A 2,417-nucleotide genomic window follows, 5' to 3' on the forward strand; every position below is an offset into this window, starting at 1 on the left:
GAATTGCAGTAACATTATTGATGGGCGAACCGCAAGGGGAGCCCCCCGCTTTTCCTCCCTGAGCGGGTGCCTTATGTGTGACAGCAAAAAGGCTTCCCAACCCGGCCCCCTGGCCGGGTTCTTTTTTTGCCCGCGCAGCGGCGCAATCCGGGGGCCGATACACTCGTGTCATGCTCTGGGTCAAGTCCTTCCACATCGTGTTCGTGGCCAGTTGGTTTGCGGGCCTGTTCTACCTGCCACGCATCTTCGTCAATCTGGCCATGGTGCCGCCCGAGTCGGTGGCCGAGCGCGCGCGGCTGCTGCTCATGGCGCGCAAGCTGATGCGCTTCATGACCCTGCTGGCCGTGCCCGCGCTGGCCCTGGGGCTGTGGCTGTGGCTGGGTTACGGCATTGGCCGGGGCCCCGGCAACGGCTGGTTGCATGCCAAGCTGGCCATTGTCGTGCTGCTGCTGGGATACCACCACGCCTGTGGTGTGCTGCTGCGGCGTTTTGAGGCCGGCATCAACCGGGCCAGTCACACCTGGTTCCGCTGGTTCAACGAGGCGCCGGTCATTTTGCTGCTGCTGGCCGTGGTGCTGGTGGTGGTCAAGCCTTTCTGACGCCGTGGTGATGCCGGCCGGCGCGGCGCCAAAAACTAGAATGCATGCCATGGAAGTCACCCGAACGCCCTCGTACTACGAACGCCACATCTTCTTCTGCCTGAACCAGCGGGACAACGGTCAGGACTGCTGCGCCGACCACCGCGCGCAGGCCGCCTTCGACCACTGCAAGGCCCAGGCCAAGGCCATGGGCCTGCTGGGGCCGGGCAAGGTGCGGGTCAACAAGGCCGGCTGCCTCGACCGCTGCGCCGGCGGCCCCATTGCCGTGGTGTACCCGGAGGCCGTCTGGTACAGCTTTGTGGACGAGGCGGACATCGACGAAATCGTGAGCTCGCACCTGCGCGACGGCAAGGTGGTCGAGCGCCTGCTCACGCCGCCCGACGTCGGCCGCTGACGGCTGGCGCTCAGCCATGAACGCCCAGACCGAGTACCTGCTTCAGGCCGGCCCGGCCGGTGCGCTGGAGGTGGCCATCGACCGTCCGTCCGGCCATGTGCTGGGCACGGCCGTCATCGCCCATCCGCACCCGCTGTTCGGCGGTACCTTGTCGAACAAGGTCGTGCAGACCCTGGCGCGCGCCTTCGTGCAGTCCGGCTGGCGGGCGGTCCGCTTCAATTTCCGCGGCGTCGGGCGCAGCGAAGGCGAGCACGACAACGGGCGCGGCGAACTCGACGACATGCTTGCCGTGGTCGCGGCGCAGGCGCCCGAGGGGCCGCTGTGCCTGGCCGGCTTCTCGTTCGGTGCCTTCGTGACCAGCCATGCGGTGGCGCGGCTGGCGGCCTCGCGCGAGCTGCAGCGCATCGTCCTGGTGGGGACCGCGGCGAGCCGTTTCGAGGTGGCACCCCTGGCCGGGGAACTCCACGCGCGCACGCTGGTCCTCCACGGTGAGCAGGATGACACCGTGCCGCTGGCGGCCGTGCTCGACTGGGCGCGTCCGCAGAGCCTGCCGGTGCTGGTCGTGCCCGGCGGCGGCCACTTCTTCCATGGCCAGTTGCCCCTGCTCAAGGACATCGTCCTGCGCCATCTCCGCCCCTGAGGCCCATCCGCCCCGGGGCGCCCGTGTCTTTTCTTTCGAGGTATCCCGTCTTGTTCCTGCGTCGTTTCGTTTCCTGTCTGCTTGTCGCCTCATCCCTGGTGGTGGGCACTGTCCGCGCGCAAGCGCCGCAACCGCCCGAGGTGGCGGCCAAGGCCTTCCTGCTCCTGGATGCCACGTCGGGCCAGATCCTGGCCGGCAAGGACATCGACGCCCCGGTGGAGCCGGCGTCGCTGACCAAGCTCATGACGGCCTACCTGGTGTTCGATGCCCTGCGGGCAAAGAAGATCAGCCTGGACCAGACCTTCCCGGTGAGCGAGCGTGCCTGGAAGATGCCCGGCTCGCGCATGTTCATCGACCCCAAGATGCTGGTGCCGGTGGAGGACCTGATCAAGGGCATGATCGTCCAGTCGGGCAACGACGCCACCGTGGCGCTGGCCGAAGGCGTGGCCGGCTCGGTCGAGCGCTTTGTCGAGATGATGAACGCGCAGGCCAAGGCCCTGGGCATGAACGCCACCACCTACCACAACGTCGAGGGACTGACCGCGCCCGGCCACACCACCACGGCGCGCGACCTGGCCACGCTGTCCATCCGCCTGATGCGCGACTTCCCCGACTACGTCGGCTACTACGCCATCCAGCGCTACCGCTACCCGGGCACGCCGGCCGCGAACGACACCAACCGCAACCTCCTGCTGTTCCGCGATCCGACGGTCGATGGCCTGAAGACCGGTCACACCGCCGCCGCCGGCTACTGCCTGGTGGCCACCGCGCGCCGCCCGGTCGC

4 protein-coding genes are annotated in these 2,417 nt (G+C 68.1%); all 4 read left to right on the top strand.

The features are described 5' to 3' along the window. Positions 1-170 precede the first annotated feature (170 nt). Positions 171-599, top strand: a complete 429-nt coding sequence (locus PHQ87_RS14455; RefSeq protein WP_300235823.1) for a CopD family protein — start codon at positions 171-173, stop codon at positions 597-599. 49 nt (positions 600-648) lie between these two features. After that, positions 649-993: a (2Fe-2S) ferredoxin domain-containing protein gene (locus tag PHQ87_RS14460; RefSeq protein ID WP_300235826.1), complete on the top strand. Its 345-nt coding sequence runs from the start codon at positions 649-651 to the stop codon at positions 991-993. A gap of 16 nt (positions 994-1,009) precedes the next feature. After that, positions 1,010-1,633, top strand: a complete 624-nt coding sequence (locus tag PHQ87_RS14465; RefSeq protein WP_300235829.1) for an alpha/beta fold hydrolase — start codon at positions 1,010-1,012, stop codon at positions 1,631-1,633. Positions 1,634-1,710: 77 nt separating this feature from the next. Further along, the coding region (locus PHQ87_RS14470; RefSeq protein WP_300235841.1) for a D-alanyl-D-alanine carboxypeptidase family protein at positions 1,711-2,417 on the top strand (707 nt) is incomplete at its 3' end.

Source organism: Hydrogenophaga sp., assembly GCF_028698005.1.
Classification (GTDB): domain Bacteria; phylum Pseudomonadota; class Gammaproteobacteria; order Burkholderiales; family Burkholderiaceae_C; genus Hydrogenophaga.